Genomic DNA, 5,865 nt, shown 5'->3' with positions numbered 1-5,865 from the left:
TCAACAAGTAACAGCAGCATTTGGATACAGTTTACCTGAAGCAGTTGGCGAACAAGCCACTGCTATTTTTAATACCATTTTAAGCATTTTGATTTTGTTAGGTATTGTCATTGATCCAACCACTAGCGATGTCAGTGATAGTGAACAAGCATTAAAATATAAAAAACCGAAGGATGATGCAAAATGACAAGTGTAACTACTACATGTCGTGACTTAAGCGAATTAACAGCAGCAGCACAAACAGCATGCCGATTACTCTTTCAAGAATGCTACAAGGCAGGCATTGACTTTGTTTTCATCACAGAGACATACCGTAGCCAAGCACGCCAAAACTACTTGTATGAGCAAGGTCGTACAAGACCAGGCCAAGTAGTTACATGGACACGTAATAGTAACCATACATCTCGTAGAGCCTGGGATATCGCTGTTGCTCCTCCAAGAAATTTATATGATATTTCTACGCTTTCAAAAGTTGGTGCCATAGCTAAAAAGCTTGGTATCACATGGGGAGGATATTGGATTGCCGGACAGTACGATGCTCCACATTTTGAAATTCCCCCAACATGGAAAATGCCTGCAGGATATAAATTAGAAGGACAAGTAATTGTACCGACAAGTAGTGCTGTTAAAGTGCAATTGATCAAGGAAGATAGTAAACCAATTCTAAATGAAAAGGATGATGATACTATGAAATTTACTAATGAAACACTTAAAGCTGCAGTACGAGACTACATCAAACAAGCTGTAGATAAAAAGCTTGTTGATAAATCTCATTTAGAAAAATTCGACGCTGGAACATTAACAAATGGCGATTTAAAGGGATTAGAAATTATCATTGCTCAACGTAGCATCTAACAAAAAGCCTAGGTTACTCAATTAAATTTGAGCCTAGGCATTTTTTTATTGCCTAAAACAGAACATTAGTTCTATAATATATACAAACAAATGTTCTTAAAAAGGAGTGGTTTAAATGGCAAAAACAAAAACACCTACAAAGAAAAAGGAACCTAAGCACCCAGATCGTGATGAATTCGACTTAGAGGAAATCGCAAATGCGTTAACTGAAGCTATGGAAGAAAAACAAACCAAAGTCTTTAGTATCTATAAACATGATGAAACTCTAGAAGGTACAGTCACAAAAATGGATGTAAACACAAAACTAATCCATATTAAAGATAAGTACTACAACATTCATAAAGTACATTTCTTAGATATTTTAAGTATTTCAGATACTGAATATTAGTGGAGAGTGATTTGTGATGCTACATGATCGCGGGAATATGAAATGGACATCAATGATGCTACCAGAACATTTGGTGGAGATTAAGAGGTGGAAAAAGGAGCAGTATTATGATAAAAAGCGTGAGTTGACTGAATGGGAACTTGAAGAAATTGAGCAAACAATCCAGCGCGCTTTTAAAATGCGAAAGTTAATTAAATTAACACTATGGGACCATAACAAGCTACATGATGAAATAGGAAAAATAACAGGAACAGACTTGTATAGGAAAGAACTACTTTTAGATGCTGAATTATCAATAAAACGTATTCAATTCGAGAAGATACAAAAAGCATCATTGGTAGATTCTGATGATTAAGCCGGATGAACGAAGAAATGTACACCAATTTATCCTATTAGAGATGGCCGTTAAATCTTTGCAACATGACTATGATGCGCTAGGGAATTTAAAGATGGCAAAAGTCTATATCAGAATAGTCGACGACCTATTAAAAGTTATAAGATCTGATTACTACAACAGCAAACGCATGCTGGCAAAACAAAAAATTGAGGTAGTAAAGTGGATTCACGTTGATCAATATTTTAGTGACGTGGTTATAAAAACACCTGGTGAAGATGTTGTACTACGTTACGCGAAGCAAGCATTAAAAACCAAAACAGAAGAATTGATATTTATGTACTTAGGGAGAGTGTGATATGGCTGTTGTATATAATTTCTCAAACAAAACGTTTCGGGATATAACAAATGAAAGAGTAGATGTTGTAAAGATCGCTTCAGGTTTTATGGGTGGTGCAGTAAAAGTCTATGAGCGTAAGGGGACAGTAATTATTCATAGTGAAAATAAAATGTCTAGCCATGCAAGTATCTCGAATGAAAACGGGCAAGTTAAAGAGTGGGAAATTAGATATGCCATTAAACACATTTTAAAAAGAGACATTACAGATGTGAATATACGAGTAAGTGAGACTGGGGTAGTTCATATTCGCAATAAAGAAGAAGTAAAAACACTAACAAATTAAAAAAACGTCACTCATTATTTTTCTAATGAGTGACTTTTTTTTATTTATCTAACGGAATTTCTACTTTTAAATCTTCACCTAAACGGTCAAAGTTAGCATTCGAAGCCCCGCTGATATGTAACGTTACTTTTTTAACTGCCTCATCATGTTTAAGAATCCAAATGATATTACCGTTCTTCTTCACTTTTCCTAAGAACTCTCCACCAATGTCATCACTAAACCAAATGTCAGAATCAACTTGTTGTCCAGTATCCGTTACTAATTTAGCTTGATTTAAGTAGTAATTAGTAGTGTCATCAACTGTGTTTTCAGCAGATGCTTCAATAGTAACGATAGTAACTTTATCTTGGCCGCCAAAACTTTCTTTATAAGATTCAGAAGGTTCCATTGTTGCTAATTGAATTTTATCCAAAGTAGCATTTACTGGACCATTATTAACTGCCATGTTAAGTTCCTTATCTTTATAAAGAACAGTCATCTTACCTAATTCTGATTCGGTTGTTTCACCAACTCCATCAGATTCTTCTTTTTCATCAGCTTTTTCCGTATCTTCTTTTTTGTCAGCAGATACAGGCGTTTGAGTTTCTTCTTTTTGTGGTTCTTCCTTTGCTTTTTCTTCACCACAAGCAGCAAGGCCAAGTGATAGTACAAGTGCTGCACTGAAAATTAGTTTTTTCTTCATATAAGTTGTCTCCTTTAATGTAATATATTTGTAACACTAAAATTGTATCAATAATGGAAGTGGTTGTCAGTAAAGTAAATGACTTTCTTCTATTAGTAAGTAGAGCAATCAAAAATGAAATAAATGATGCCAAAATGATGCCATAAACAAATTACAATCAATCACAGCAAAAAACAAAACTCTGTTGTATACTAGTTAAGTAATTATTATTTCTTGTACAAAAAACAATGAAATACATTCAAAAACAGTAGTGTTAGATGGACGTAAACACGGACAATTTACTTAAGGAGTGAAACAAGTGTCAAATATAGAAGAATTAAATGATCAGCTATTGGTGAGACGCCAAAAAATGACGACGATACTAGAAAACGGACAAGATCCATTTGGAAGCCGTTTTGAGCGTACACATTTATCTGCAGAAGTACGTGAACAATTTGCAGACCAAACAAAAGAACAACTTGAAGAAAACCTTCAAGAGGTGATTATTGCGGGACGTATTATGACGAAACGCGGTAAAGGAAAAGCTGGTTTTGCCCATATTCAAGATTTAGCAGGACAAATCCAAATTTATGTTCGCCAAGATCATGTAGGTGAAGAAGCATATGAGTTGTTTAAACAGGCTGACTTAGGGGATATCGTAGGTGTACGTGGAAATGTATTCCGTACGCAAGTTGGAGAGCTTTCAGTAAAAGCTGAGGACTTCACATTCCTTACAAAAGCTTTACGTCCTATGCCGGAGAAATTCCACGGCTTACAGGATGTTGAGCAACGTTATCGCCAACGTTATTTAGATCTAATGACAAATGAAGATAGCAAAAAAACGTTTATCACTCGTTCTAAAATTATCCGTGCAATCCGAAATTATTTAGATAACGCTGGATATTTAGAAGTAGAAACACCAATGCTTCATACAATTGCTGGTGGCGCAGCTGCTCGTCCATTTATTACGCATCATAATGCACTTGATATGGAATTATATATGCGAATCGCCATCGAATTGCATTTAAAACGTTTAATAGTTGGTGGTTTAGAAAAGGTTTACGAAATTGGTCGTGTGTTCCGTAACGAAGGAATCTCTACACGTCACAATCCAGAGTTTACAATGATTGAGCTATATGAAGCATATGCTGATTATCAAGATATCATGTCTCTAACTGAAAACCTTATTGCACATGTTGCTCAAGAAGTGCTTGGTACAACAACGGTTCAATATGGAGAAGATGAGATCAACCTTGCAGTAGGCTGGAAACGAGTTCATATGGTAGACGCTGTAAAAGAGGCAACTGGTGTGGACTTCTGGCAGCCAATGACAAAAGAACAAGCTCAAACGCTTGCTAAAGAGCATGGAGTAGAAGTAAAAGATGTTCATGAAGTAGGTCATATTATCAATGAATTCTTTGAACAAAAGGTAGAAGAGACACTTGTACAACCTACATTTGTATATGGCCACCCAGTAGAAATCTCTCCTCTAGCGAAGAAAAATCCAGAGGACGAGCGTTTCACAGATCGCTTTGAGTTATTTATCGTTCGTCGTGAGCATGCAAATGCCTTCACAGAGCTAAATGATCCTATCGACCAACGCCAACGTTTTGAAGCACAATTAGCAGAAAAAGCGGCAGGTAACGATGAGGCACATGAAATGGACAATGATTTCATTGAAGCGTTGGAATACGGTATGCCTCCAACAGGTGGTTTAGGAATCGGTATTGACCGTTTAATTATGCTCCTTACAAATTCACCATCAATTCGTGACGTATTATTGTTCCCAACAATGCGCCATATTACAAAGTAGTTGGTTTTTTTCATAGAGCAATAAAACAAAAGAAATAAATAAAGAGGAGAATTCACGGGATAAGTGGGTTCTCTTTTTTTATGCTTTGAAAAAAATTAAGTTGTTTAAAGGTTGATTAAATTTAGGTTATACTTTTATAGTTCTATGTTTTTTAAATTACTAAGTAAAAAAAGAAGTATTTTATTGGGGGCTTATAATGAATTACAAAATTATTAACAAACAAGTGTTTGAACAGGCACAATTACGATCAGTTTCTGATGTTCCATTTACTGAAGAAGAACTTGAGCATGGTATGAAATTAGTAGTGGCTAAGAAAGACGAAAACCTTACATTATATTTAGTGGAGATAGACGGTCAGAAGAAATTCGACGTGCGTTGGGATGATTCGTCGGAAATTTTCAGTGGCTGGTATTCCGCTTGGGATAATTTCTTATGGTGCTTAAATATAGTTGATCCTCAAAGTGACGATTTAAAATAGGACATAATAGAAATAAGTGCTAAAGTGTAGTAAAAGCACTTTAGCGCTTATTTTCGATACGGTACATATAAAACGTGTACATGTAAATACGTTGTTGCCTTGAATGAAAAAAGTTTGTATGAAATGAACGACACAATAACATTTGCTCTATCGAAAGCCTTTAGTTTTCTAGAGGTTTTCTTATATAGTAAACTGTAATGCACTTTTGATTTGAAAAATAGTAGGATAAAATGTTGTGATTTGAAAGAAAGAGATGTATAGTAAAACAAATAATTAAGTGGGCAAAGGAGAATATATAATTTCCGTATTCTCGTAAATGCGTAAAATAGCTTATTAATTCGTTATTTTTAAATAAAGTAGATTTTGTTTAAAAAAACACTTGCGATGTCTAAGTTAACATGATAAATTATTACTTGTCGTTAAGACGATGCAAGAAACAACATCAAAGAAATTTAGATGAAAAAGATGTTGACTTACGAAAATGATTATGATATAGTTTAAGAGTTGTCTCTTCGGACTTAAAAACTTTTTAAAAAAGATGTTGACAACGAAAAACGAAATATGTTATAATTTAAAAGTTGCTGTCGATGAGATGGTTAACAAAATGAACCTTGAAAACTGAACAAGCAAAACGTAATCAATAAAGTTTTAAG

General features: G+C 34.7%; 9 protein-coding genes. 8 read left to right on the top strand and 1 reads right to left on the bottom strand.

What is annotated here, in order from left to right; genetic code table 11:
• From RT445_RS22755 to RT445_RS22730, 6 genes are all read left to right on the top strand, one after another.
• A partial coding sequence (locus RT445_RS22755; RefSeq protein ID WP_313471644.1) for a phage holin occupies nucleotides 1-187 on the top strand: 187 nt, incomplete at its 5' end.
• Nucleotides 184-855 (top strand): M15 family metallopeptidase, encoded by a 672-nt coding sequence (locus RT445_RS22750; protein WP_313471642.1) that lies wholly within the window; start codon nucleotides 184-186, stop codon nucleotides 853-855. The genes RT445_RS22755 and RT445_RS22750, both read left to right, overlap by 4 nt.
• A 115-nt stretch (nucleotides 856-970) precedes the next feature.
• Nucleotides 971-1,243, top strand: coding sequence for a YolD-like family protein (locus RT445_RS22745; protein WP_313471640.1), 273 nt, complete (start codon nucleotides 971-973; stop codon nucleotides 1,241-1,243).
• Between the two features lie 16 nt (nucleotides 1,244-1,259).
• A complete protein-coding gene (locus RT445_RS22740; RefSeq protein ID WP_313471646.1) occupies nucleotides 1,260-1,598 on the top strand; it encodes a YolD-like family protein in 339 nt (112 codons plus the stop codon).
• Nucleotides 1,591-1,935, top strand: coding sequence for a YhjD family protein (locus tag RT445_RS22735; RefSeq protein WP_313471638.1), 345 nt, complete (start codon nucleotides 1,591-1,593; stop codon nucleotides 1,933-1,935). Before RT445_RS22740 ends, RT445_RS22735 begins: the two co-directional genes overlap by 8 nt.
• A gap of 1 nt (nucleotide 1,936) precedes the next feature.
• Nucleotides 1,937-2,260 (top strand): DUF1827 family protein, encoded by a 324-nt coding sequence (locus RT445_RS22730; RefSeq protein WP_313471636.1) that lies wholly within the window; start codon nucleotides 1,937-1,939, stop codon nucleotides 2,258-2,260.
• 40 nt (nucleotides 2,261-2,300) lie between these two features.
• Here the strand turns inward: RT445_RS22730 and RT445_RS22725 are convergent, their stop codons facing one another.
• Nucleotides 2,301-2,942, bottom strand: a complete 642-nt coding sequence (locus RT445_RS22725; protein ID WP_313471634.1) for an LptM family lipoprotein — start codon at nucleotides 2,940-2,942, stop codon at nucleotides 2,301-2,303.
• 289 nt (nucleotides 2,943-3,231) lie between these two features.
• Between RT445_RS22725 and lysS the strand changes: the two genes are divergently transcribed.
• The gene (gene lysS / locus RT445_RS22720) at nucleotides 3,232-4,734 is read left to right on the top strand and encodes a lysine--tRNA ligase (protein WP_274795189.1); all 1,503 of its coding nucleotides are present in this window, start codon (nucleotides 3,232-3,234) and stop codon (nucleotides 4,732-4,734) included.
• A 196-nt stretch (nucleotides 4,735-4,930) separates the two neighbouring features.
• Nucleotides 4,931-5,212 carry a hypothetical protein gene (locus tag RT445_RS22715; RefSeq protein ID WP_274795190.1) on the top strand — a complete coding sequence of 94 codons (282 nt, stop codon included), beginning with the start codon at nucleotides 4,931-4,933 and terminating at the stop codon, nucleotides 5,210-5,212.
• Nucleotides 5,213-5,865: the final 653 nt, after the last annotated feature.

The sequence above is a fragment of the Lysinibacillus sp. genome (assembly GCF_032093475.1).
Taxonomy (GTDB): domain Bacteria; phylum Bacillota; class Bacilli; order Bacillales_A; family Planococcaceae; genus Lysinibacillus; species Lysinibacillus irui.
Note: the sequence above shows the minus strand (reverse complement) of the source record. Positions and strands in the feature narration are given on the sequence as shown.

Bases quoted from the DNA above. Each gene is read 5' to 3' on its own strand.
- RT445_RS22735 (WP_313471638.1), top strand. From the start codon at position 1,591: ATGATTAAGCCGGATGAACGAAGAAATGTACACCAATTTATCCTATTA.
- RT445_RS22715 (WP_274795190.1), top strand. From the start codon at position 4,931: ATGAATTACAAAATTATTAACAAACAAGTGTTTGAACAGGCACAATTA.
- RT445_RS22750 (WP_313471642.1), top strand. From the start codon at position 184: ATGACAAGTGTAACTACTACATGTCGTGACTTAAGCGAATTAACAGCA.
- RT445_RS22730 (WP_313471636.1), top strand. From the start codon at position 1,937: ATGGCTGTTGTATATAATTTCTCAAACAAAACGTTTCGGGATATAACA.
- RT445_RS22725 (WP_313471634.1), bottom strand. From the start codon at position 2,942: ATGAAGAAAAAACTAATTTTCAGTGCAGCACTTGTACTATCACTTGGC.
- RT445_RS22745 (WP_313471640.1), top strand. From the start codon at position 971: ATGGCAAAAACAAAAACACCTACAAAGAAAAAGGAACCTAAGCACCCA.
- RT445_RS22740 (WP_313471646.1), top strand. From the start codon at position 1,260: ATGCTACATGATCGCGGGAATATGAAATGGACATCAATGATGCTACCA.